Source organism: Streptomyces sp. NPDC048751, assembly GCF_043198595.1.
Lineage (GTDB): Bacteria > Actinomycetota > Actinomycetes > Streptomycetales > Streptomycetaceae > Streptomyces.
This window is the reverse complement of record NZ_JBICUX010000022.1, coordinates 45,018-68,889: the sequence shown is the minus strand read 5'-3', so window position 1 is coordinate 68,889 and position 23,872 is coordinate 45,018. Positions and strand designations below refer to the sequence as shown.

Genomic DNA, 23,872 nt, shown 5'->3' with positions numbered 1-23,872 from the left:
CTACCAGCGGCCCGTCCTGTGGCCCAAACCGGTCGCCGGTCCCCGCCCGTGGGACCATGGAGGCTACGTATCGATCCGACCCGAGCCGCTGCTGACCCTGCGGATACCTCAAGAATCAGGACCCTGCGTGCCCGCGACCCCTAACAATGTGCCCGAGCCGAGCCGTACCGACCCGGCTCTGATCCGCAACTTCTGCATCATCGCGCACATCGACCACGGCAAGTCCACGCTCGCCGACCGGATGCTCCAGCTGACCGGTGTGGTCGAGCAGCGGCAGATGCGTGCTCAGTACCTCGACCGCATGGACATCGAGCGTGAGCGCGGCATCACGATCAAGTCCCAGGCGGTGCGTCTGCCCTGGGCCCCTATGACGGGCCCGGACCAGGGCAACACGCACATCCTCAACATGATCGACACCCCGGGGCACGTCGACTTCACGTACGAGGTCTCGCGGTCGCTCGCCGCCTGCGAGGGGACCGTGCTCCTCGTCGACGCAGCCCAGGGCATCGAGGCCCAGACCCTCGCCAACCTCTACCTGGCGATGGAGAACGACCTCAAGATCATCCCCGTATTGAACAAGATCGACCTGCCGGCCGCCCAGCCGGAGAAGTTCTCCGAGGAGCTCGCCAACCTCATCGGCTGCGACCCCGAGGACGTGCTCAAGGTCTCCGCCAAGACGGGCGTGGGCGTCGACGCGCTGCTCGACAAGGTCGTCCGGGAGATCCCGGCCCCGGTCGGCGTCAAGGACGCCCCCGCGCGCGCCATGATCTTCGACTCCGTGTACGACTCGTACCGGGGCGTGGTCACGTACGTCCGTGTCATCGACGGCCAGCTCAACAAGCGTGAGCGCATCAAGATGATGTCGACGGGCGCCACGCACGAGCTGCTGGAGATCGGGACGAACTCGCCCGAGATGCTGGGCGCCGACGGCCTCGGTGTCGGTGAGGTGGGTTACCTCATCACCGGTGTGAAGGACGTCCGCCAGTCCAAGGTCGGTGACACCGTCACCAGCCAGCAGAAGGGCGCCACGGAGGCCCTGGGCGGATACAAGGACCCCAAGCCCATGGTCTTCTCCGGCCTGTATCCGCTGGACGGCTCCGACTACCCCGAGCTGCGCGAGGCCCTCGACAAGCTCCAGCTCAACGACGCCGCGCTCGTCTACGAGCCGGAGACCTCCGCCGCCCTCGGCTTCGGCTTCCGCGTCGGCTTCCTCGGCCTGCTGCACCTCGACGTGATCCGCGAGCGCCTGGAGCGCGAGTTCGGCCTCGACCTGATCGCGACCGCGCCGAACGTGGTGTACCGCGTGGTCATGGAGGACGGCACGGAGCACACCGTCACCAACCCGAGCGAGTTCCCCGAGGGCAAGATCAACGAGGTGTACGAGCCGGTCGTGCGCGCCACCATCCTGGCGCCGACCGAGTTCATCGGCTCGATCATGGAGCTGTGCCAGACCCGGCGCGGCACCCTGCTCGGCATGGACTACCTCTCCGAGGACCGGGTCGAGATCCGCTACACCCTCCCGCTGGCCGAGATCGTCTTCGACTTCTTCGACCAGCTGAAGTCCAAGACCCGCGGCTACGCCTCCCTGGACTACGAGCCCACCGGCGAGCAGACCAGCTCACTCGTCAAGGTCGACATCCTGCTGCACGGCGACAAGGTGGACGCCTTCTCGGCGATCACCCACAAGGACGCCGCGTACGCGTACGGGGTGCGGCTCGTCGCCAAGCTGCGCGAGCTCATCCCGCGGCAGGCCTTCGAGGTGCCCATCCAGGCCGCCATCGGCTCCCGGGTCATCGCCCGCGAGACGATTCGAGCCATCCGCAAGGACGTCCTCGCCAAGTGCTACGGCGGTGACATCTCCCGTAAGCGGAAGCTGCTGGAGAAGCAGAAGGAGGGCAAGAAGCGAATGAAGATGGTGGGTTCCGTGGAAGTTCCGCAGGAGGCCTTCATCGCCGTGCTCTCCAGCGATGACAGCGCGGGGTCGGGCAAGGGCAAGAAGTAACCGACCGTTACACCTCACGCCACCGGCAAAATGGGCATAAACGGGGCTCGTCGTGCGAAAACGCGGCGGGCCCCTGTGCGTGGAGGCGGTCGCTCTCTGTAGAAAGTGACAGGGTGCGGAGACTTACGCACCGGCCGGTCGAGCCTTACCCTGATGCCTGCTCGATAGTTACTCGCGAGTTAAACAAGAGCGCGCGGATGTGTCAGCGCGTGAGTGAAACCAGCCGTATTTGAGCCAGCCGCCGCACTGCCGCGGGCCCCGGAGGATGTCGTGAGCGACACACAGACACTGATCGAGAACCGTCCGCCGTCCGTGGCGTGCCTCTTCCTCGACCGCGTGACAGCCACACCGGACGCCGAGGCATACCGGTATCCCGTACCCCCCGCCTCGGGCCAGGGCCCGGACGACTGGAAGGCGCTGACCTGGGCGCAGGCCGCCGAACGTGTCTACGCCATCGCGGCCGGCCTGATCGAGCTCGGCGTCCAGCCGGAGCAGCGCATCGCCCTCGCCTCCTCGACCCGCCTCGAGTGGATCCTCGCGGACCTCGGCATCATGTGCGCCGGCGCCGCCACCACCACCGTGTACCCGCAGACCAACGCCGAGGAGTCGGCGTTCATCCTGTCCGACTCCGAGAGCCGGGTGCTGATCGCCGAGAACGCGGCCCAGCTCGCCAAGGCCGTCGAGAAGCGCGCCGAGCTGCCCGACCTCACCCATGTCGTGGTGATCGACCCGGCCGGTGTCGAGACCGCCGACTGGATCCTCACCCTCGACGAGCTGGAGAAGCGTGGCGCCGCCCGCCTGGAGAAGGAACCCGAGCTGATCAAGGAGCGGGTCGGCGCGATCGCCTCCGACCAGCTCGCCACCCTCATCTACACCTCCGGCACCACCGGCCGTCCCAAGGGCGTCCGCCTGCCGCACGACAACTGGTCGTACATGGCGAAGGCGATCGCCGCGACCGGGCTGATCAGCGATGCGGACGTGCAGTACCTGTGGTTGCCGCTCGCGCACGTCTTCGGCAAGGTGCTCACCTCCGGCCAGATCGAGGTCGGCCACGTCACCGCCGTCGACGGCCGCGTGGACAAGATCATCGAGAATCTGCCGGTCGTCCAGCCGACGTACATGGCGGCCGTGCCGCGCATCTTCGAGAAGGTCTACAACGGCGTCGCCGCCAAGGCCCGCGCGGGCGGCGCCGCCAAGTACAAGATCTTCCAGTGGGCGGCGGAGGTCGCCCGTGAGTACGCCAAGGCCGCACAGGACAACTTCCGGCGCACCGGGACGGCCTCCGTGCCGTTCGGGCTGGGCGCGAAGCACAAGGTCGCCGACGCGCTCGTCTACGCCAAGCTGCGCGAGGCCTTCGGCGGCAAGCTCCGTGCCTGCATCTCGGGCTCGGCCGCCCTCGCACCGGAGATCGCCTACTTCTTCTCGGGCGCCGGCATCCACATCCTCGAGGGATACGGCCTCACGGAGTCGTCGGCGGCCTCCTTCGTCAACCCCGGCGAGGCGTACCGCACCGGCACGGTCGGCAAGCCGCTGCCCGGCACGGAGGTCCGTATCGCGGAGGACGGGGAGATCCTGCTGCGGAGCCCCGGCATCATGGAGGGCTACCACAAGCTGCCCGAGAAGACCGTCGAGGTGCTGGAGTCGGACGGCTGGTTCCACACCGGGGACATCGGCGAGCTCTCGCCCGACGGCTATCTGCGGATCACCGACCGCAAGAAGGACCTCATCAAGACGTCCGGCGGCAAGTACATCTCGCCGGCGGAGGTCGAGGGGCAGTTCAAGGCGGTGTGCCCGTACGTCTCCAACATCCTCGTGCACGGGGCGGACCGGAACTTCTGCACGGCGCTGATCGCCCTCGACGAGGTCGCGATCCTCGACTGGGCCAAGGAGAACGGGCTGGGAGGGAAGTCGTACGCGGAGGTGGTCGCCGCGCCCGAGACCGTCGCCCTCGTCCAGGTGTACGTCGAGGAGCTCAACGCCGGGCTTCAGAAGTGGCAGACGATCAAGAAGTTCCGGCTGCTGCCTCGGGACCTGGATGTGGAGCACGGGGAGATCACGCCGAGTCTGAAGTTGAAGCGGCCGGTGGTGGAGCGGGAGTACAAGCACCTGATCGACGAGATGTACGCGGGGGCGCGCGAGGCGTAGGGGCTGGTCAGTTGCCTTGCCCCCGGCCTATGAGCCGGCGGAGCTCCCGCACCTCGTGGCGCAGCTCCGCCAGCTCCAGGAACACCCTCACCTTCGCTCGCAGCACCCAGGGGTCGAACGGCTTCCGCACGAAGTCGGCGGCTCCCGTGGCGTAGCCGCGGAAGGCGTAACCGGCGTCGTCGTCGGCGCCGGTGAGGAAGATGATCGGGACGTCCCTGGCCTGATCGAGGCGCTTGATGTTGGCGGCGGTCTCGAAGCCGTCCATGCCGGGCATGTGGACGTCGAGCAGGACGAGGGCGAAGCGGCGGCGGAGGAGTGCCTTCAGGGCCTCCTCGCCGGAACGGGCGCGGACGAGGGGCTCGTCGAGGGAGGCCAGGACCGCCTCCAGAGCGATCAGGTTGTCCTCCATGTCGTCGACCAGGAGGATGCCGGGGCGGTCGTCGCCCTCCCGCTCACTCATGGTCCGCCTCGTCCAGCCGGTCGTACCGCGTCGGAGCGCGCTTGACGCGCCACGCCTTCGCGGTGAGCAGTGGACGCGGGTCGGATGCTCGAATCCGGTCCTCTTTCTGTCCGTCTTCGAGCACACGCGTAGCACTGTTCTCACTCATGACGGCCCACTTCGGTAACTCGGCGCTTATGGGCGTGGTCAGTCTGTCACTCTGTCCGCATCGACCGAGGCGTATTCGTCCGAACTGCTCGGGGAGCTGTCCATGAGGGCCATTCCGACGCAACGGGAGACCGTTTCCCTTGCCTCAGATGCGCCTGCGCATGCCGCTGACGCGGCCACTGATGTGCCCGCGCATCCGCGTGCGCAGGCGCGCGCGGCCCTGTCCGGAAGCTCCCTCGCGCCCGGATCCGCCCGCGCACTGCTGCGCGCCGCGCTGGAGGAGTGGACCGACCTCGGCCTGCCCGGAACCGAGTACGTCAGCGGACGGCTGGCCGAGGACGCGATGCTCGTCGTCAGCGAACTCGTCACCAACGCCGTCGTCCACGCCGGCACCGACGTCGAGCTGATGTGCGGCCTGGAGGAGACCGGCGCGGTGGTGGTGGAGGTCTCCGACCACCACCCCTCGCGCGCCCCGCGCGACGGCGCCCCCGAGACGCCGTACGACACCCCGGAGTACGGGCGCGGCCTGCGGCTCGTCTCCGCGCTCTCCGAGACCTGGGGCGTCACCTTCCGCAGGGGCGCCAAGACGGTGTGGGCGCGGATACCGGCGGAGGGGGAGGCGCACACCGAGCACGCGGGGGAGGGCGCGAGCGGGCTGAGCGGGGCGTACGCCGGTGCGATGGAGATGACCGGTGCGATGGAGATGTACAGCGCCGCGCACACACCGGTGTACGCCTGGAGGAGCGCCGGTGTGCACGCCCCCGAAGCCCACCAGGCCTTCGACGTCCCACAGGCCCTCGAACTCACCGAGGCCTTCGAGACCCCCCATGCACCCCACGCACCCCATGCACCCCTTGCCCTCCATGCCGCCGGAACCCCAGCGGGCCGGGACGCCTTCGAGCCCCGCCGGGCCCCCGAGTGCGACTGGCTCAACCGCGGCGCCCTCTCCTTCCTCGCCGAGGCCTCCGACCTCCTCGCCGGGCAGCTCGACGAGGACCTCGTGGCCGCGCTGACCGCCCAGCTGATCGTGCCGCGCCTCGCCGACTGGTGCGCGGTGTGGCTGGAGGACGAGCTCAGCGGCCGCGGCGGCTGGACGGGGGACGGCGCCGGGGGCCCGGGGCCGCGCCTCGCCCGGGTCTGGCACGGCAGCGAGAACCGCATCGAGGAACTGCGCCGGGCCCTGGAAGAGGACCCGCCGCGCCGGCCCGACGCGTTACGGTCCGGGCCCGTGCCGTTCCCCTGGCCCGGGGAGGCGCTCGGCGCGGCCGGAGAGGACGGCGCGGCCCTCTCGTACCGCCTCGTCGCGGGCGGCCGCCCGCTCGGCACGCTGGTCATCGGACGGGCCGGGACCCCGCGCTTCCCCGACGAGGTCACCGGTCTCGTCGAGGACCTCGGCCGCAGGGTGGCGCTCGCCATCGGCGCGGCCCGCCAGTACGCCCGCCAGGCCATGATCAGCGCCGTACTCCAGCGCGGCCTGCTGCCCGGCGCCGTTGCCGAGATACCGGGTGTGCGCAGCGCCCTCGTCTACGAGCCCTGTGACAAGGGCGGCCCCAGCGGCGACTTCTACGACCTGTTCCCGGCCGGCGACGGCCGCTGGTGCTTCGCCGTCGGCGACGTCCAGGGCAAGGGGCCCGAGGCGGCCGTCGTCATCGGCCTCGCCCGGCCCTGGCTGCGGCTGCTGGCCCGCGAGGGCTACGGCGTCGCCGACGTCCTCGACCGCCTCAACCAGCTCCTCCTCGACGACGCCACGGAGGCCGCCGACGCGGCGGCCCGCGCGCTCGTCGGCCCCGCCGTGCCCGGAGACGGCCCGCAGACCCGGTTCCTCTCCCTCCTCTACGGCGAGCTGGCCCCCTTCGAGGGCGGCGTCCGCTGCACCCTCGCCTCCGCCGGACACCCCCTGCCGTTGCTCCTCGGACCGGACGGCGGCGTCCGTACGGTCGCTCAGCCGCAGACCCTGCTCGGGGTCATCGAGGAGGTCACGTACACCTGCGACACCGTCGAGCTGCGGCCCGGCGACAGTCTGCTGTGCGTCACCGACGGGGTGACCGAGCGGCGCTGCGGCTCCCGCCAGTTCGACGACGGTGACGGCCTCGCCGAGGCGCTCGCCGGATGCGCGGGCCTGGACGCGGAACTGATCGCGGAGCGGATCAAGCGGCTGGTGCACGAGTTCGGCGGGCAGCCGCCGGAGGACGACCTGGCGCTGCTGGTGCTCCAGGCCGAGTAGGACGGTCCGTGGGTGCTGGACAATGGAAGGCATGCCTTCCGCACTCCCCGACGGCGAGCCCGTCCCCGACGACGGCGCACTCCCCGCGCACGCGCTCACCGGCGCCGCCGCGCGCCCCCTCGGGTTCTACCTGCACGTCCCCTACTGCGCGACCCGCTGCGGCTACTGCGACTTCAACACCTACACCGCCACCGAGCTGCGCGGCACCGGCGGCGTCCTCGCCTCCCGCGACAACTACGCGGACACCCTCACCGACGAGATCCGCCTGGCCCGCAAGGTCCTCGGCGACGACCCGCGCGAGGTCCGTACGGTCTTCGTCGGCGGCGGTACGCCGACCCTGCTGGCCGCGGATGATCTCGTACGGATGCTGGGGGCGATCCGCGACGAGTTCGGCCTCGCGGCGGACGCCGAGGTCACGACGGAGGCGAACCCGGAGTCGGTGGACCCGGCGTACCTCACACGGCTGCGGGAGGGCGGCTTCAACCGGGTCTCCTTCGGGATGCAGAGCGCGCGGCAGCACGTCCTGAAGGTGCTGGACCGCACGCACACGCCGGGCCGCCCGGAGGCGTGCGTGGCGGAGGCACGCGCGGCGGGCTTCGAGCACGTCAACCTCGACCTGATCTACGGCACACCGGGGGAGTCCGACGACGACTGGCGGGCCTCGCTGGAGGCGGCGCTCGGCGCGGGACCGGACCACATCAGCGCCTACGCGTTGATCGTCGAGGAGGGAACCCAGCTCGCGCGGCGCATTCGCCGTGGCGAGGTCCCGATGACCGACGACGACGTGCACGCCGACCGGTACCTGATCGCGGAGGAGATGATGTCGGCGGCGGGCTTCGACTGGTACGAGGTGTCCAACTGGGCCACCTCGGAGGCGGGCCGCTGCCTGCACAACGAGCTGTACTGGCGGGGCGCCGACTGGTGGGGCGCGGGGCCGGGAGCGCACTCCCACGTGGGCGGGGTGCGGTGGTGGAACGTGAAGCATCCGGGGGCGTACGCGGCGGCGCTGGCCTCCGGCCGTTCTCCGGGGGCTGGGCGGGAGCTGTTGTCCGAGGAGGACCGGCGGGTGGAGCGGATCCTGCTGGAGCTGCGGCTGCGGGAGGGGGTCCCGCTGTCGCTGCTGCGGGAGGAGGGGCTGGCGGCTTCCCGGCGGGCGCTGGGGGAGGGGCTGCTGGAGGGCGGTCCGTACGAGGAGGGACGGGCCGTGCTGACGCTGCGGGGGCGGTTGCTGGCGGACGCGGTGGTCAGGGACCTGGTGGATTGATCACTCCGGCGGGTGAATCCCTGCGGAACGCCGGTAGGACAGCTGCACCGATTCCTAGGGTGCCGCTGTGGACGACCGTGGCATGATCAAGTTTTTTGCGGAGTGCGAGCCTGCTGAGGGCATCCGGGTCGAGCTCCTGCGCGGGGAGATCGTGATGTCACGCAGTCCTGATCTGGTGCACAACAGGAACGTCACGGAGATGGCGGACCAGATTCCGAGTGAGCGTTGGTCCCGGCTCCAGACCCAGTGCGTCGACATGCTCGACGAAGTCAGTGCACCCGTGCCCGACCTTGTGGTGTACGAGCGAGGCACAGGCCCGGACCGTGGGGCGCTCATGCCCGCCGGGGTTGTGACCATGCTGGTGGAGGTTGTTTCCGGGATCAGCGTCCACCGCGACTACGGTGTCAAGCGTTCGACGTATGCAGCAGCCAGGGTTACCGCCTACTTGATCATCGACCCCGTCATGGCCCATTGCGTACTGCTCACCGAGCCGACGGGGCGGGGAGAAGACGCAGACTACCGATGCCAGCGGCTCACCAAGTACGGCGACGTCACGCCCCTGGAGCCGCTCGGAATTGGACTCGACACCACGAGGTTCGGCACGTATCCGAACGTCAGGCCCCACCGCTACCCGTAACGAAATCGATCAGCTCCTCCACCCTCCCCAACAACGCCGGCTCCAGGTCCCGGTAAGACCGCACCCGCCCCAGAATCCCCTGCCACGCCGCACCGGTGTTTTCCGGCCACCCCAGCGCCCGGCACACCCCCGTCTTCCAGTCCTGCCCGCGCGGCACGCGCGGCCACGCCTCGATGCCCAGCGACGACGGCTTCACCGCCTCCCAGATGTCGATGTACGGGTGGCCCACGACCAACGCGTGCTCACTCGTCACCGACTCCGCGATGCGCCACTCCTTCGAACCCGGCACCAGGTGGTCCACCAGCACCCCCAGCCGCGCGTCCGGCCCCGGGTCGAATTCGGCCACGACGGCGGGCAGGTCGTCCACGCCCTCCAGGTACTCCACGACCACGCCCTCGATGCGCAGGTCGTCACCCCAGACCTTCTCGACGAGTTCCGCGTCGTGCCGGCCCTCGACGTAGATCCGCCCGGCGCGAGCCACGCGCGCGCGTGCGCCGGGGACGGCGACCGAACCGGATGCCGTACGGGTGGGACGTACCGGGCCCCCTGACGACGGCCGTACGAGGGTCACCACCCGCCCCTCCAGCAGGAACCCCCGCGGCTCCAGCGGGAACACCCGGTGCTTGCCGAAGCGGTCCTCCAGGGTCACCGTGCCCGCCTCACAGCGGATCACCGCACCGCAGAAACCGGTCCCGGGCTCCTCCACCACCAGGCCCGGCTCCGCCGGTACCTCGGGCACGGGCTGGGGCTTCTTCCACGGCGGGGTCAGGTCGGCGGAGTACTGGCGCATTCGGATGACGATAGGAGAACCCGCCGTGCCCTCACCGCGACACGCCGAAACGCGCCGCCAACGCGTCCCGCTGGGCCCGTACGAACGCCGCGTCCACCACCGCTCCGTGACCCGGCACGTACAGCGCGTCCTCGCCGCCGAGGCCGAGGAGCCGGTCGAGGGCGGCCGGCCAGTGGGCCGGTACGGCGTCGGGGCCGGCCTGGGGCTCGCCGGACTCCTCGACGAGGTCGCCGCAGAAGACGACCTCCGGGTCGCCGGGGACGAGGACCGCGAGATCGTGGGCGGTGTGCCCGGGACCCACGTTCGCGAGCAGCGCCTGGCGGCCGTCGCCCAGGTCGAGGGTCCACTCGCCGGAGACATGGTGGTGGGGTCGGACCAGGGTCTCCACCGCCTCGTCCGCCGCCGCCGGGTCCAGCCCGTTGCGCAGGGCGTCCGTGTGCAGCTCCGCACGCCCCCGCGCCAACACCGTGTCGAGGCCCACCGCGCCGAAGACCTCCGCGCCCGCGAACGCCGCCGCCCCGAAGACATGGTCGAAGTGGGGGTGGGTGAGAGCGAGATGAGTCACACGCCGGCCGGCCAGCTCCTGCGCCGCGTACCGCAGCCGCGCCCCCTCCGCCAGGCTCGACCCGGCGTCGATCACCAGGACCGCGCCCGGCCCGACGACCAGCCCCGCCGTGCAGTCCCACCCGGGCAGCCGACACCGCCCCACCCCGGCCGCCACCCGCTCCCAGCCCAGCTCTTCCCAAGTCACGGTCATACGGCGACGCTAGCGGGGAGCACACTCCGGCGTGCGGTGCCGGGTACCAGCCTTGCCCCGGGTGTACCCCCCGGCCGTACACTGGGCCGGGGAACGCTGGCACTCGCACGCGCAGAGTGCCAGGTGGATGTCAAGGGGACGAGTTCGGAGGTGCGCGCGATGCTGAGTGAACGCAGGCTCCAGGTGCTGCGCGCCATCGTCCAGGACTATGTCGGCACCGAGGAGCCGGTGGGCTCGAAGGCGCTCACCGAGCGGCACAACCTCGGCGTCTCCCCGGCGACGGTCCGCAACGACATGGCGGCCCTGGAGGACGAGGGGTACATCGCCCAGCCGCACACCAGTGCCGGGCGCATCCCCACCGACAAGGGCTACCGGCTGTTCGTCGACAAGCTGGCCGGTGTGAAGCCCATGACCGGGCCCGAGCGGCGCGCCATCCAGAACTTCCTCGAGGGCGCCGTCGACCTCGACGACGTCGTCGCCCGTACCGTGCGGCTGCTCGCGCAGCTGACGCGGCAGGTGGCCGTCGTGCAGTACCCCTCGCTGACCCGTTCGACCGTGCGGCACGTGGAACTGCTGTCACTCGCCCCCGCGCGCGTGATGCTCGTGCTGATCACGGACACCGGCCGGGTCGAGCAGCGCATGGTGGACTGCCCGGCGCCCTTCGGTGAGGCGTCCCTGGCGGACCTGCGGGCGCGGCTGAACAGCCGGGTCGCGGGGCGCCGGTTCACCGACGTGCCGCGACTCGTCGAGGACCTCCCGGAGGGCTTCGACGTCGAGGACCGCGGTACGGTCACGACGGTGCTCTCCACCCTGCTGGAGACGCTTGTCGAGGAGAACGAGGAGCGGCTGATGATCGGCGGTACCGCCAATCTCACCCGCTTCGGACATGACTTTCCCCTCACCATCCGGCCCGTCCTGGAGGCCCTGGAGGAGCAGGTCGTGCTCCTCAAACTCCTGGGCGAGGCGGGGGATTCGGGCATGACCGTACGCATCGGTCACGAGAACGCCTACGAGGGACTCAACTCCACTTCCGTGGTGTCGGTCGGTTACGGTTCGGGCGGCGAGGCAGTCGCCAAGCTCGGCGTGGTCGGACCGACCCGCATGGATTACCCGGGAACGATGGGAGCGGTACGCGCAGTGGCACGGTACGTCGGACAGATCCTGGCGGAGTCGTAAGTGGCCACGGACTACTACGCCGTTCTCGGCGTGCGCCGCGACGCGTCGCAGGAAGAGATCAAGAAGGCCTTCCGGCGGCTCGCTCGCGAGCTGCACCCGGACGTCAACCCGGATCCGAAGACCCAGGAGCGGTTCAAGGAGATCAACGCCGCTTACGAGGTGCTCTCGGACCCGCAGAAGAAGCAGGTCTACGACCTCGGCGGCGACCCGCTCTCGCAGGCGGGCGGCGGAGGCGCGGGCGGCTTCGGCGCCGGTGGTTTCGGCAACTTCTCCGACATCATGGACGCCTTCTTCGGTACGGCGTCCCAGCGCGGCCCCCGCTCGCGGACGCGGCGCGGCCAGGACGCGATGATCCGGCTGGAGATCGAGCTCGACGAGGCGGCCTTCGGCACGACCAAGGACATCCAGGTCGACACCGCGATCGTCTGCGCCACCTGTAGCGGTGAGGGCGCGGCGCCGGGCACGACCGCCCAGACGTGTGACATGTGCCGCGGCCGCGGTGAGGTGTCGCAGGTGACGCGGTCCTTCCTGGGCCAGGTCATGACGTCCCGCCCCTGCCCGCAGTGCCAGGGCTTCGGAACCGTGGTTCCCACGCCGTGCCCGGAGTGCGCCGGTGACGGCCGCGTGCGTTCGCGCCGCACCCTCACGGTGAAGATCCCGGCCGGCGTCGACAACGGCACCCGTATCCAGCTCGCGGGCGAGGGCGAGGTCGGTCCCGGTGGCGGTCCCGCCGGTGACCTGTACGTCGAGATCCACGAGCTGCCGCACCCCACCTTCCAGCGGCGCGGCGACGACCTGCACTGCACGGTCACCATCCCGATGACGGCGGCGGCCCTCGGCACGAAGGTGCCGCTGGAGACGCTGGACGGCCTCGAGGAGGTCGACATCCGGCCCGGCACCCAGTCCGGCCAGTCGATCCCGCTGCACGGCCGGGGTGTCACGCACCTGCGCGGTGGCGGCCGGGGCGACCTCATCGTCCACGTCGAGGTCACGACGCCGACGAAGCTGGATCCCGAGCAGGAGCGGTTGCTGCGCGAGCTTTCCAAGCTGCGGGGCGAGGAACGGCCCCAGGGCCAGTTCCAGCCCGGGCAGCAGGGGTTGTTCTCGCGGCTGAAGGACGCGTTCAACGGGCGCTGACGGAAGGGGCTCCGCCCCTTCGACCCCGCCAGGGGGCTCCGCCCCCTGGACCCCCGCCTCGCCCGCCCACCACCCGACTCGGTCGGCCGAGAAGTACTGGCCTGTGCCGGAAAGGCAGCCCGATTCGGTCCCGCCCGGAGGACGTGACAACATGCCGTCATGTCCTCCGCGCTGACCGATCTCTTCCCCCAGCCGATCGTGCAGGCCCCCATGGCGGGCGGTGTCTCCGTGCCGCAGCTCGCCGCCGCCGTCTGTGAGGCGGGCGGGCTCGGGTTCCTCGCCGCCGGGTACAAGACCGCCGACGGGATGTACCAGGAGATCAAACAGCTGCGGAGCCTGACCTCCCGGCCCTTCGGCGTGAACCTCTTCATGCCGCAGCCGGAGTACGCCGAGACCGGCGCCGTCGACGTCTACGCACACCAGCTCGCCGGCGAGGCCGCCTGGTACGAGACGGAGCTCGGCGACCCCGACAGCGGCCGCGACGACGGGTACGACGCCAAACTGGCCGTGCTCCTCGACAACCCGGTGCCGGTGGTGTCCTTCCACTTCGGCGTGCCGGCCCCCGAGGCGCTTCAGTCGCTGCGCCGGGCCGGCACCTTCACCCTCGTCACCGCCACCACCCCCGACGAGGCCGTGGCGGTGGAGCGGGCGGGCGCCGACGCGGTGATCGTGCAGGGCGTGGAGGCCGGCGGCCACCAGGGCACCCACCGGGACGTCCCGGAGACCGACGGCTCCGCTCTGGGACTGCTGTCGCTGCTCGCCCAGGTCCGGGAGGCCGTGAGCCTTCCCCTCGTCGCCGCCGGCGGCATCATGCGCGGCAGCCAGATCGCCGCCGTGCTGGCCGCGGGCGCGAGCGCGGCGCAGCTCGGCACGGCGTTCCTCGCGACACCGGAGTCCGGCGCGCAGGCCGTGCACAAGGAGGCGCTGACCAACCCGCTGTTCGTACGGACGGAACTCACCCGCGCCTTCTCGGGGCGCCCGGCGCGCGGCCTGGTGAACCGTTTCCTGCGCGAGCACGGCCCGTACGCGCCCGCCGCCTACCCGGAGGTCCATCACCTCACCTCCCCGCTGCGCAAGGCGGCCGCCAAGGCCGGGGACGCGCAGGGCATGGCGCTGTGGGCCGGGCAGGGCCACCGGATGGCCCGCGACCTGCCCGCCGGGCGCCTGGTCGAGGTGCTGGCCGAGGAACTGGCCGCGGCCAGGACAGCGTTGTCGGTGTGCCCGGGTGAGGACGCGGGCCGATGACGGCCCCGGTGTTCGTCGTCGAGGACTTCGGTGCGGCCGGTGCCGGGGAGTTCGTCCTGGACGGCCCCGAGGGGCGGCACGCCGTCTCCGTGAAGCGGCTGCGGCCCGGTGAGGCCGTCGTCCTCACCGACGGCGCCGGGCGCTGGGCCGAGGGCGAGGTGGTCGCCGCCGAGGGCAAGGACCGGCTGGTCGTGAGCCTGAAGGGCGTCGTCGAGGAGCCCGCCGAGGCGCCCCGGATCACCGTCGTGCAGGCCTTGCCCAAGGGCGACCGCGGGGAACTGGCCGTCGAGACCATGACCGAGACCGGCGTCGACGCGATCGTCCCGTGGGCCGCCTCCCGCTGCATCACGCAGTGGAAGGGCGAGCGCGGGCTGAAGGCGCTCGCGAAGTGGCGGGCGACGGCCCGGGAGGCCGGCAAGCAGTCCCGCCGGGTCCGCTTCCCCGAGGTCGCCGACGCGGCGACGTCGAAGCAGGTCGCGGCACTGATCGCCGACGCCGACTTCGCCGCCGTACTCCACGAGAGCGGCGACACCCCGCTCGCGACGGCCGAACTGCCCGCCCAGGGCGAGATCGTGCTCGTCGTCGGGCCCGAAGGGGGTGTCTCCCCCGAGGAGTTGGCGCTCTTCGAGGAGGCCGGCGCACGGCCCTACCGGCTCGGCCGGACCGTGCTGCGCACCTCCACCGCGGGCACCGCCGCCGCGGCCCTGCTCCTCGGCCGCACCGGCCGCTGGTCCTGACTCCGGCACACCTCAGAAGCCTCCGGAAGGCACCACGATGGAACTGGCTCAAGTACGGCTGCTGGTCAGCGACTTCGCCGCCTGCTACCGCTTCTACGCCGACGTCCTCGGCCTCAAGCCGCAGTCGGGCTCCACCCAGGGGCCGTACGAGAAGTTCAGCCCCGCCGTCGGGTCGGCGGGCATCGCGCTCCAGGACCGGGCCATGATGGCCGAGGTCCTCGACGAACTCGGCGACACGGCGACCGGCCACCGCTCCCTGGTCGTGCTGCGCGTCGACGACCTGGACACCTACTGCGAGCAGATCACCGCCCGCGGCGCCACCCTCGTGCACGGACCCGCGCCCATGACCGACCGTCTGCGGGTCGCCCATCTCAAGGACCCCGAGGGCAACTTGGTGGAACTCCAGGAGTGGCTGCTGTTGCTCGGCTGACCTCCGCGCGCCGGTGCCGGAGTGGCCGTATGCGCCCTTCCGTGTCGGCCGGGACAGTGGCACGCTGTCCGACCATGGGGGCTTTGAGGCGGATTCAGGTACGGCCGCGCGGGAGCCGGGTGGCCGCGGTGGCCGGCCTCGCGCTGATGGCCGTGGGTGGCGCGGTGGCGTGCGATCCGGGCGGGCTGAGCGCGGCGACGGTGGCGTTCACCACCGACGAGACGGCGACGAAGGAGCTCGAACGGCAGAAGGTCGACGTGCGCTGGCTGACGTGCACGGCGGACTACAAGGGCAGCCGCTCGGCGTCCCCCTCCGCGAGCGAGGACACCGTCGCCCGTGTCGACTGTCAGGGCGAGACCGGCGACGGCAAGGACATCACCGTCACGGGCAAGGTCACGCGTGCCGTCAGCGGCGCCTGTGTGCGCGGTGATCTCACCGCCAAGGTGGGCGGCAAGGTCAGGTTCCACGTCAGCGGTCTCGGCAACTGCGACGGAACGCCCTCGCCCGTCGCCCCGGGCCCCGGGAACGGCGGGGGGCCCGCCCCCACGGTCACGGTGACCGTCACCACCACCATCTGGTGCGACGACTATCCGAACTGTCGTCCCGTCCAGGGCAAGTGACCGAGAGAACCTGACGGCCAAGTGATCCAAAGCCCTGTCCCCGAGCATCCGCCCTGCATAGGGTGATCGGGTGACACAGTCCGCGACCACGGCATTCGCCGCCTCATCGGCTTATCTCCGCTTTCCGCACCCGCACGGCGAGTTGGTGGCCTTCACCGCCGAGGACGACGTCTGGCTCGCGCCTCTCGACGGCGGCCGCGCCTGGCGGGTCAGCGCCGACAACATGCCGGTCACCCATCCGCGCATCTCACCCGACGGCACCACCGTCGCCTGGACCTCGACCCGCGACGGCGCCCCCGAGGTGCACATCGCCCCCGTCGACGGCGGGCCCACGACCCGGCTGACGTACTGGGGCAACGCGAGGACACAGGTGCGCGGCTGGACCCCGGACGGACGGGTCCTCGCGGTCACCGCCCACGGCGAGGCCAGCATGCGCCGCACCTGGGCCCGTGCCCTCCCGCTCGACGGCGGACCCGCCACCACCTTGCCGTACGGGCCCGTCGGCGATGTCGCCCACGGCCCGCACACCGTGCTGCTGTCCGCGCTCATGGGCCGCGAGGCCGCCTCGTGGAAGCGCTACCGGGGTGGTACGGCCGGAAAGCTGTGGATCGACCGGGAGAACACCGGCGCATTCACGCGCCTGCACGAGGAGTTGGACGGCAACCTCGAATACCCCGGGTGGGTGGGGGACCGTATCGCCTTCCTCTCCGACCACGAGGGCACCGGCGCGCTGTACTCCTCCCTCGCCGACGGCTCCGACCTGCGCCGGCACACCCCTCTCGACGGCTTCTATGCCCGGCACGCGGCGAGCGACGGCACCAGGGTGGTGTACGCGAGCGCCGGTGAGCTGTGGCTCCTCGACGACCTCGACGGCGCCGAGCCGCGCCGCCTCGACATCCGGCTCGGCGGCCAGCGCACCGACCGGCGGCCCTTCCAGGTGAACGCCGCCCGCTGGTTCGGCTCCGCCGCCCCCGACCACACCGGGCGCGGCAGCGCGGTCTCCGTGCGCGGCGCCGTGCACTGGGTCACCCACCGCTCCGGCCCCACCCGTACGCTCGCCGCCGAGCCCGGCGTCCGGGCCCGCTCGCCCCGCACCTTCCGCGCGGACGGCGAGGAGTGGGTGGTGTGGGTGACGGACGCCGAGGGCGAGGACGCCCTGGAGTTCGCGCCCGCCACCGGTCTCGCGCCGGGCGCCACCCCGCGCCGCCTGGCCGCCGGACGCCTGGGCCGGGTCCTGGAGCTCGCGATGGCACCCGACGGCAGCCGCGCCGCCGTCGCCGCCCACGACGGACGCCTCCTCCTCGTCGAACGGGAGACCGGCGAGGTCCGCGAGGTCGACCGCAGCGAGGACGGGGACGTCTCCGGCCTGGTGTTCTCACCCGACTCGGCCTGGCTCGCCTGGTCGCACCCGGGGTCCCGCCCCCTGAGCCAGCTCAAGCTCGCCAACACCACCGACCTGTCGGTCACCGAGGCGACCCCGCTGCGCTTCCAGGACTACGACCCCGCGTTCACGCCCGACGGCAAGCACCTCGCCTTCCTGTCGAGCCGCTCCTTCGACCCCGTCTACGACGAGCACGTCTTCGACCTCGCGTTCGTCGTCGGCACCCGACCGCACCTGATCACCCTCGCCGCGACCACGCCGTCCCCCTTCGGGCCGCAGCGGCACGGCCGGCCCTTCGAGGCGCCCGACAAGGACGAGACGCCCGACAGCGAGGGCACCCCGGCCACCCGTATCGACCTCGACGGCCTCGCCGACCGGATCGTCCCGTTCCCCGTCGAGGCCGCCCGCTACACCAACTTGCGGGCCGCGAAGGACGGCGTGCTGTGGCTGCGCCACCCGGTGCGGGGCGTCCTCGGCGCCTCCCGGGCCACCCCGGACGACCCGGACCCCGACACCGAGCTGGAGCGCTACGACCTCGCCCAGCAGCGCCTGGAGCACCTCGCCGCCGACGCCGACCACTTCGAGGTCAGCGGGGACGGCAAGCGGTTGTTGCTGTGGACCGACGGCAAGCTGAAGGTCGTACCCAGCGACCGGCGGGCCTCCGGCGACGACGACAGCGACTCGAACATCACCGTCGACCTCGGCCGCGTCCGGCAGACCGTCGACCCGGCGGCCGAGTGGCGGCAGATGTTCGACGAGACCGGCCGCATCATGCGCGACCACTTCTGGCACCCCGGCATGAACGGCGTCGACTGGACCGCGGTCCTCGACCGCTACCGGCCCGTCGTCGAACGCGTCGCCACCCACGACGACCTGGTGGACCTGCTCTGGGAGGTGCAGGGCGAACTCGGCACCTCGCACGCGTACGTCGTTCCGCGCGGCGGACACGGCCACGGGGCCCGCCAGGGCCTGCTCGGCGCCGACATCTCCCGGCACGAGGACGGCAGCTGGCGCATCGACCGCATCCTGCCCTCCGAGACCTCCGACCCCGACGCCCGCTCCCCGCTCGCCGCACCCGGCGTCGCCGTGCGGGCCGGGGACGCGGTCGTCGCGGTGGGCGGAGTGCCGGTGGACCCGGTGGCCGGGCCCGGACCGCTGCTCGTCGGCACGGCCGGGCGGACCGTCGAGCTGACGGTGTCACCGTCCGGCGGGGGCGAGCTGCGGCACGCCGTGGTCGTGCCGATCGCCGACGAGGAATCACTGCGGTACCACGCGTGGGTCGCGGACCGGCGGGCGTACGTCCACGAGAAGTCCGGCGGGCGGCTCGGTTATCTCCACGTCCCGGACATGCAGGCGCCCGGCTGGGCGCAGATCCACCGCGACCTGCGGGTGGAGGTCGCGCGGGAGGGGCTCGTCGTCGACCTCCGTGAGAACCGGGGCGGACACACGTCCCAGCTGGTGATCGAGAAGCTGGCGCGGCGCATCGTGGGGTGGGACCTGCCGCGCGGGATGCGGGCCGAGAGCTATCCGCGGGACGCGCCGCGGGGACCTGTCGTGGCCGTGGCGAACGAGTTCTCCGGGTCGGACGGGGACATCGTGAACGCGGCGATCAAGGCGCTGGGGATCGGACCGGTGGTCGGGACGCGGACGTGGGGCGGGGTCGTCGGGATCGACAGCCGGTACCGCCTGGTGGACGGGACGCTGGTGACGCAGCCGAAGTACGCGTTCTGGCTGGAGGGTTACGGGTGGGGGGTGGAGAACCACGGGGTGGACCCGGACGTGGAGGTGGTGCAGGCCCCGCAGGACTGGGCGGCCGGGAGGGATGTACAGCTGGACGAGGCGGTGAGGCTGGCGTTGGCCGCGCTCGAGGTGACGCCGGCGAAGGTTCCCCCCGCTTTGCCATAGCCCTGGGTCGGTGCTGGGCGGGGGGTGGGGCGCGCAGCCCGGCGCTTGCGGGGTGCCGCCTTCAGTGGGTCGGGAGCCGCCCCAGCGGCACGACTGCCCGCGGCTCGGCGGATGGATAACATGCCCCCATAGCGATCAACTGTGTGAGGAGGCCGCATGGCAGGGGAGCCGCAGGACGACTGCTTGTTCTGCAAGGTCGTGGCGGGGGCCGTCCCGGCGACGATCGTCCGGGAGACCGGGACGACCGTCGCGTTCAGGGACATCAACCCGCAGGCGCCGACGCACATCCTGGTGATCCCGAAGGCGCACTACACGGACGCCGCGGCGCTTGCCGCAGCCGCTCCGGAGCTCGCCGCGGACGTGCTGCGGGAGACGCAGGTGATCGCGGACGAGGAGAAGCTGGAGAGTTACCGGATCGTCTTCAACACGGGCAGCGGCGCCGGGCAGACCGTCTTCCACGCGCACGCGCACGTCCTGGGCGGGCGCGGCCTGCAATGGCCCCCCGGGTAGGACGTCGTGTCGGTACGTGAACTGGTCGTCCTCGGCACCGCGAGCCAGGTCCCGACCCGGCACCGCAACCACAACGGCTACCTGCTGCGCTGGGACGGCGACGGCATCCTGTTCGACCCGGGCGAGGGCACGCAGCGCCAGATGCTGCGTGCCGGTGTCGCCGCGCACGACCTGAACCGGATCTGCGTCACGCACTTCCACGGCGACCACTCGCTGGGCCTCGCCGGGGTCATCCAGCGCATCAACCTCGACAAGGTCCCGCACCAGGTCACCGCCCACTTCCCGCGCTCGGGCCAACGCTTCTTCGACCGGCTGCGGTACGCCACCGCCTACCGGGAGACCGTCGAGCTCGCCGAGGCGCCGGTCGCCGAGGACGGGGTGCTGGCCGTGACCAAGAGCTACACGCTGGAGGCCCGCAAGCTGTCCCACCCCGTGGAGTCGTACGGCTACCGGATCGTCGAGCCCGACGGCCGCCGCATGCTGCCCGAGCGGCTCGCCGCGCGCGGGATCACGGGGCCGGACGTCGGCCGTGTCCAGCGGGAGGGCGCCGTCGGCGGGGTGACGCTGGAAGAGGTCAGCGAGGTGCGGCGCGGGCAGCGGTTCGCGTTCGTCATGGACACCCGGCTGTGCGACGGTGTGCACGCGCTCGCCGAGGGCTGCGACATGCTCGTCATCGAGTCCACCTTCCTCGACGACGACGAGGAACTCGCCGTCGAGCACGGACATCTGACCGCCGGTCAGGCGGCGCGCGTGGCGCGGGACGCCGGGGTGCGGCATCTGGTGCTGACCCACTTCAGTCAGCGCTACTCGGAGCCCGACGAGTTCGAACGCCAGGCGCGGGCCGCGGGCTTCGAGGGGGAGCTGACCGTGGCACACGATCTGCTGCGGGTGCCGGTTCCGAAGCGCAGATAAATCACCCGTACCATGCTTTGATGCCCCTCCCCAAAGCTGAACTGCACCTGCACATCGAAGGCACCCTGGAGCCCGAGCTGGCGTTCGAGCTCGCCGCGCGCAACGGTGTCGAGCTGCCGTACGCGGACACCGAAGAGCTGCGCAAGGCGTACCAGTTCGAGGACCTCCAGTCCTTCCTGAACCTGTACTACGAGCTCATGGCGGTCCTGCGCACCGAGCGGGACTTCGAGGACCTCGCGAACGCCTACCTCGCCCGTGCCGCCGCGCAGGGCGTGCGGCACGCGGAGATCTTCTTCGACCCGCAGGCCCACGTCTCCCGAGGGGTGGAGATGGGCACCGTCGTCGAGGGGCTGTGGCGGGCGCTGGGCGCGAGCGAGGCCAACCACGGGGTCTCCACCCAGCTCATCCTGTGCTTCCTGCGTGACGAGTCCGCCGCGTCGGCCCTGGAGACCTTGGAGGCCGCCCGCCCGTACCTCGACCGGATCACCGGCATCGGCCTGGACTCGGCCGAGGTCGGCCACCCGCCGGTGAAGTTCCGCGAGGTGTACGAGGCGGCCGCCGCCCTCGGTCTGCGACGCGTGGCGCACGCCGGTGAGGAGGGGCCCCCGGAGTACATCACGGAGGCTCTGGACGTGCTCGGCGTCGAGCGCGTCGACCACGGGCTGCGCTGCATGGAGGACCCGGCGCTCGTCGCGCGGCTGGTGCGGGAGCGGATCCCGCTCACCGTGTGCCCGCTGTCCAACGTGCGGCTGCGGGCCGTGGACGTCCTCGCCGAGCACCCGCTGCCCGCCATGCTCGACGCCGGCCTTCTCTGCACGGTCAACTCCGACGACCCGGCCTACTTCGGTGGCTACGTCGACGACAACTTCCACGCCGTACGGCAGGCGCTGGGCCTGGGCGAGGACCGGCTGCGCGAGCTGGCCCGCAACTCCTTCCTCGCCTCCTTCCTGGAGCACGACGAGGAGCGGCGGGCGCGCTACCTCGCCGAGGTGGAGGCGTACGCCTTCCAGTGACGCCGTCGCGGAGCTACGCGCCCCCGGGCCCCGGCGCGGCACCAGCCGGCCGGGGTCCCGCCGTGTCGTAGGCGCCCTGGGCCGCGACGGCCGGCGGCTCGACGTGGATCGCCACCACCGGCTGCTCCGGCGCGCCGACGCGCGGCACCGCGCCCGTGGGGGTGCCGGGGGCCGCGGCGACCACGGCGGCCGGGGTGCCGCCGCGACGGCGGACCGCGCCGGGCAGCAGCGGGCGTCCGCCGGTGTGGAGGGCGACGGCGGTCATGGGCACGGCGACGACCAGCAGGCCCACGGCGAGGACGGCGCCCATCGCCGGGAAGCCGGCCTGCGCCGACAGCACGCTCCCGGTCAGCGGGCCCGCCGCCGTGCCCAGCGAGGACGCGGAGCCGACGAGCACCGCCCAGCGGCCGCGCGGGTCGAGCGAGGCGGCGAGGCCGATGAGGTACGACAGGACGACCGGGTAGAGGGCGTTCCAGGCGATCTCGCCCGCCGCGAAGCTCGCCAGGCCGGTCGCGGACGCGCTCGCGACGATGCACCCGGCGATGAGGGTCGTACCGCCCCCGATGGGCAGCGCCCGCCCGAACCGCGCTCCCAGCGCGCCCGCGCCGAGGACGCCGAGCAGCCCGGCGCCGAGCGCCACGGCGAACACGGCTCCGACGGTCGCCTCGGTGAGGTGGGCCTGCGTGAGCCCTATCCGGCCGCTGACGCCCCACAGGGAGTTCTGGGCGAGGGACCAGCACGGCATGGCGGCGGCCAGGAGCAGCCCGGAGCGCAGGTGGGGGAGGCGTTCACGCTGCCGGCGGGCGTGCGGCGTGACCGTGCGGCCGGGGAGACCGCCCGTCAGCGGCCAGACGGCGACCGAGGTGAGCGCGATCGCGGCGAGCGGCTGCCCGTGACCGGCCCCGAGGTGGGGGACCGTCAGATAGACGGCCCCGGCGAGCGCGGACACCGCGAGCAGCCCCAGCGAGGAGGCGCGGTGCGGGTCGCGCTCGGCGGCTATGCGGGTCGCGGCGACCGTCGTGGCCGTACCCGACCCGAAGCCGCCGACCATGGCACCGGCGACGACGGCCGGGACGCTGCCGGTGAGGGCGGCCCCGCCGTAGCCGAGGACGGCGAGGAGCAGTCCGACGCGGGCGAGGGTGCGGGCCCCGATCCGCTCGACGCGGGAGGCCAGGGCGAACCCGGCGGAGGCCGAACTCAGCAGCAGCGCGCTGCCGACGGCACCGGCCTGGGTGGCCGACAGGGGAAGTCCCGCGTCAAGACGGCCGACGACCGTCGGCAGCAGATACGGGGCGAGGTACCCGGCCGTGAAAAGGGCGACGAGGGGCCAGGGGGTGGTGCGGGGGGCGAACACGGGCGTTCCCAGGGCATGCGAAAGCGGCTCAAGAAGAGGGGGGATGGCGACGGCCGTCGACGGACGGGAACGCGCGGCCAATTTGTATCAAGCACATGGTTCGGGAAAGAAACGCGGGCCTGGTGATGTGGATCACTTTACGTTTGGGGCCGGAGAGGCCGGGTAGCAGTGGTGACCCCCGTGGCGTGAACTGGGCGCTCCCTAGCGCCAGTTCACGGCTCCGCCCGCGCCCGGTGCCGTCGCCTCGATCTTCGCCCGGATCTCCCGCATCACCGCGACGATCCGCTCCTCGTGCTCCGGCGTCATCCGGGCCACCGGCACCGAGCAGCTGACGGCGTCCTGCGCGGGAGTGTCGTAGCGCAGCGCGAACCCGAAGCCGACGATGCCGAGGACGCCCTCCTCGCGGTCCACGGAGTGGCCACGGGTCCGTACGGCCGCGAGGTCCGCCGCCAGGGGCGCGCGGGCGGTGTGGGTGTTCGGGGTCAGCGCCTCGTACGGCCCCTCGGGCAGCTCCTCGTCGGGGCGCTCCGCCAGCAGCGCCTTGCCCAGCGCGCCCGCGTGGGCCGGCAGCCTGCGCCCCACCCGGCTGATGGTCCGCAGGTACTCGTGCGACTCGCGCGTCGCCAGGTACGTCACGTTCCGCCCGTCGAGCCGCCCCAGGTGGATGGTCTCGCCCAGCGCCTGGGACGCCTCGTCGAGATAGGGCCGCACCAGCCGTACACGCGGGTCGGAGTCGAGGTAGCTGGTGCCGGTCAGCAGGGCGTGGATGCCGATGCCGTAGAGGGAGCCGGTGGTGTCCGTGCGGACCCAGCCGCGCGAGATCAGGGTCTGCAGCAGCGCGTACATCGAGCTGCGCGGCACGCCCAGCTCGTCCGCCAGCTCCTGCAGCCGCGCCGGGCGGTCGCCGCGCGCCGCGAGCAGTTCCAGCAGCTCGACCGTGCGCGCCGCCGACTTCACCTCGCGGACGCCCCCTGTCTCCGACATGTGCCGATCGTAAAGGTGCGGGCGCGCCCATTGACGGCCGGT

Annotated in this window: 19 protein-coding genes and 1 pseudogene; 15 read left to right on the top strand and 5 right to left on the bottom strand. The window is 72.0% G+C overall.

The window, feature by feature from the left end:
• Positions 1 to 127: 127 nt before the first annotated feature.
• Together lepA and ACGFNV_RS42385 are read left to right on the top strand one after the other, a co-directional pair.
• The gene (lepA, locus tag ACGFNV_RS42390; RefSeq protein WP_393630506.1) at positions 128 to 2,002 is read left to right on the top strand and encodes a translation elongation factor 4; all 1,875 of its coding nucleotides are present in this window, start codon (positions 128 to 130) and stop codon (positions 2,000 to 2,002) included.
• 270 nt (positions 2,003 to 2,272) lie between these two features.
• Positions 2,273 to 4,147 (top strand): AMP-dependent synthetase/ligase, encoded by a 1,875-nt coding sequence (locus ACGFNV_RS42385; protein ID WP_393630504.1) that lies wholly within the window; start codon positions 2,273 to 2,275, stop codon positions 4,145 to 4,147.
• 22 nt (positions 4,148 to 4,169) lie between these two features.
• Here ACGFNV_RS42385 and ACGFNV_RS42380 read toward each other — a convergent pair.
• Positions 4,170 to 4,607, bottom strand: a pseudogene (locus tag ACGFNV_RS42380) (two-component system response regulator); the annotation flags it as partial.
• 250 nt (positions 4,608 to 4,857) lie between these two features.
• On the opposite strand from ACGFNV_RS42380, the gene ACGFNV_RS42375 reads away from it, so the two are divergent.
• The 3 genes from ACGFNV_RS42375 (at position 4,858) to ACGFNV_RS42365 (ending at position 8,879) form a co-directional block, all read left to right on the top strand.
• Positions 4,858 to 6,978, top strand: a complete 2,121-nt coding sequence (locus ACGFNV_RS42375) for a SpoIIE family protein phosphatase (RefSeq protein WP_393630502.1) — start codon at positions 4,858 to 4,860, stop codon at positions 6,976 to 6,978.
• 31 nt (positions 6,979 to 7,009) lie between these two features.
• Positions 7,010 to 8,242: a radical SAM family heme chaperone HemW gene (gene hemW, locus ACGFNV_RS42370; protein WP_393630500.1), complete on the top strand. Its 1,233-nt coding sequence runs from the start codon at positions 7,010 to 7,012 to the stop codon at positions 8,240 to 8,242.
• Positions 8,243 to 8,324: 82 nt separating this feature from the next.
• On the top strand, positions 8,325 to 8,879 hold the full coding sequence (locus ACGFNV_RS42365) for a Uma2 family endonuclease (RefSeq protein ID WP_393630579.1): 555 nt from the start codon (positions 8,325 to 8,327) through the stop codon (positions 8,877 to 8,879).
• Here the strand turns inward: ACGFNV_RS42365 and ACGFNV_RS42360 are convergent.
• Positions 8,857 to 9,669, bottom strand: coding sequence for a DUF3097 domain-containing protein (locus ACGFNV_RS42360; protein WP_133926355.1), 813 nt, complete (start codon positions 9,667 to 9,669; stop codon positions 8,857 to 8,859). The genes ACGFNV_RS42365 and ACGFNV_RS42360 overlap by 23 nt on opposite strands.
• Before the next feature lie 31 nt (positions 9,670 to 9,700).
• Positions 9,701 to 10,426, bottom strand: a complete 726-nt coding sequence (locus ACGFNV_RS42355; protein WP_393630498.1) for an MBL fold metallo-hydrolase — start codon at positions 10,424 to 10,426, stop codon at positions 9,701 to 9,703.
• A 159-nt stretch (positions 10,427 to 10,585) separates the two neighbouring features.
• Here ACGFNV_RS42355 and hrcA point away from each other — a divergent pair, with 159 nt between their 5' ends.
• From hrcA to ACGFNV_RS42305, 10 genes are all read left to right on the top strand, one after another.
• Entirely contained in the window at positions 10,586 to 11,602 is a 1,017-nt protein-coding gene (gene hrcA / locus ACGFNV_RS42350) for a heat-inducible transcriptional repressor HrcA (protein WP_393630496.1), read from the top strand.
• Positions 11,603 to 12,739 (top strand): molecular chaperone DnaJ, encoded by a 1,137-nt coding sequence (gene dnaJ, locus ACGFNV_RS42345; RefSeq protein ID WP_393630494.1) that lies wholly within the window; start codon positions 11,603 to 11,605, stop codon positions 12,737 to 12,739.
• A gap of 159 nt (positions 12,740 to 12,898) precedes the next feature.
• The gene (locus ACGFNV_RS42340) at positions 12,899 to 13,984 is read left to right on the top strand and encodes a nitronate monooxygenase (RefSeq protein ID WP_393630492.1); all 1,086 of its coding nucleotides are present in this window, start codon (positions 12,899 to 12,901) and stop codon (positions 13,982 to 13,984) included.
• Complete coding sequence (locus tag ACGFNV_RS42335) at positions 13,981 to 14,721, top strand: 16S rRNA (uracil(1498)-N(3))-methyltransferase (protein WP_393630491.1); 741 nt, start codon at positions 13,981 to 13,983, stop codon at positions 14,719 to 14,721. Before ACGFNV_RS42340 ends, ACGFNV_RS42335 begins: the two co-directional genes overlap by 4 nt.
• A 37-nt stretch (positions 14,722 to 14,758) precedes the next feature.
• Positions 14,759 to 15,151 (top strand): VOC family protein, encoded by a 393-nt coding sequence (locus ACGFNV_RS42330; RefSeq protein WP_393630489.1) that lies wholly within the window; start codon positions 14,759 to 14,761, stop codon positions 15,149 to 15,151.
• A 74-nt stretch (positions 15,152 to 15,225) separates the two neighbouring features.
• Positions 15,226 to 15,771: a hypothetical protein gene (locus tag ACGFNV_RS42325; protein WP_393630487.1), complete on the top strand. Its 546-nt coding sequence runs from the start codon at positions 15,226 to 15,228 to the stop codon at positions 15,769 to 15,771.
• 70 nt (positions 15,772 to 15,841) lie between these two features.
• Complete coding sequence (locus ACGFNV_RS42320; RefSeq protein ID WP_393630485.1) at positions 15,842 to 19,057, top strand: S41 family peptidase; 3,216 nt, start codon at positions 15,842 to 15,844, stop codon at positions 19,055 to 19,057.
• A 156-nt stretch (positions 19,058 to 19,213) separates the two neighbouring features.
• Positions 19,214 to 19,567: an HIT domain-containing protein gene (locus ACGFNV_RS42315; protein WP_393630484.1), complete on the top strand. Its 354-nt coding sequence runs from the start codon at positions 19,214 to 19,216 to the stop codon at positions 19,565 to 19,567.
• Between the two features lie 6 nt (positions 19,568 to 19,573).
• Positions 19,574 to 20,479: a ribonuclease Z gene (locus ACGFNV_RS42310; protein WP_393630482.1), complete on the top strand. Its 906-nt coding sequence runs from the start codon at positions 19,574 to 19,576 to the stop codon at positions 20,477 to 20,479.
• Positions 20,480 to 20,499: 20 nt separating this feature from the next.
• A complete protein-coding gene (locus tag ACGFNV_RS42305; RefSeq protein WP_393630480.1) occupies positions 20,500 to 21,492 on the top strand; it encodes an adenosine deaminase in 993 nt (330 codons plus the stop codon).
• Positions 21,493 to 21,505: 13 nt separating this feature from the next.
• Here the strand turns inward: ACGFNV_RS42305 and ACGFNV_RS42300 are convergent, their stop codons facing one another.
• Both ACGFNV_RS42300 and ACGFNV_RS42295 read right to left on the bottom strand, forming a co-directional pair.
• Positions 21,506 to 22,846, bottom strand: a complete 1,341-nt coding sequence (locus ACGFNV_RS42300; RefSeq protein ID WP_393630479.1) for an MFS transporter — start codon at positions 22,844 to 22,846, stop codon at positions 21,506 to 21,508.
• Positions 22,847 to 23,047: 201 nt separating this feature from the next.
• Positions 23,048 to 23,830, bottom strand: a complete 783-nt coding sequence (locus tag ACGFNV_RS42295; protein WP_393630477.1) for an IclR family transcriptional regulator — start codon at positions 23,828 to 23,830, stop codon at positions 23,048 to 23,050.
• Positions 23,831 to 23,872: the final 42 nt, after the last annotated feature.